Below are 556 nucleotides of genomic sequence, written 5' to 3'. Positions count from 1 at the left end.
GTTGGAAAAGTTTTGAACTAAAAAGATGGGAGGGATTTTCGTGGATACGATCAAGCGTGTTCAGGATTTAATGCAAGAGCGTGATATGAATCTATGTGTGTTGACAAAAAAATGCGGGATATCGTATTCCACGATCCAAAGTACTGCCCGTCGGGGAGGCCAGCTGAGCGTAGAGACGATTGAAAGAATTTGTCAGGGTTTAGGAATTACATTAAAAGACTTCTTCGATTCCTCCTACCTGTAAATATAGAGGCAGCAAAAAAGCCGTTCGCCACGCTGGAAAATCTGCGCGGTGAACGGCTTTAATACTGCTTCTATTTATCCTTTGGCAATCTCCAGATAAACGCTAATCTCCATGATTGCTACCATTGAAGGAATACATTTGCGACGACTTTCGGGCACACCGAATAAGATTTGCATTGTCAGTTGAAGACGGCTCATGTTACCTATTGCAATTCTGACTATTTGGAAATATACTTGTAAGTATCAAATTATTTCACTGTATGGGAGGAAATTATTATGGCAAGACCCAAGGGAAGCAAGAATAAGGCTCGTA

At 41.2% G+C, this 556-nt stretch carries 1 protein-coding gene; it reads left to right on the top strand.

Features of this window, described 5'->3' with window-relative positions:
- The first annotated feature begins 40 nt into the window (after positions 1–40).
- Positions 41–244, top strand: a complete 204-nt coding sequence (locus tag QZL71_RS13195; RefSeq protein WP_242821978.1) for a helix-turn-helix domain-containing protein — start codon at positions 41–43, stop codon at positions 242–244.
- Positions 245–556 lie beyond the last annotated feature (312 nt).

It is taken from the genome of uncultured Faecalibacterium sp., from assembly GCF_900066275.1.
Lineage (GTDB): Bacteria > Bacillota > Clostridia > Oscillospirales > Ruminococcaceae > Faecalibacterium > Faecalibacterium taiwanense.
The sequence above is the reverse complement of the archived record's forward strand: the minus strand, read 5'-3'. Positions and strand labels throughout refer to the sequence as shown.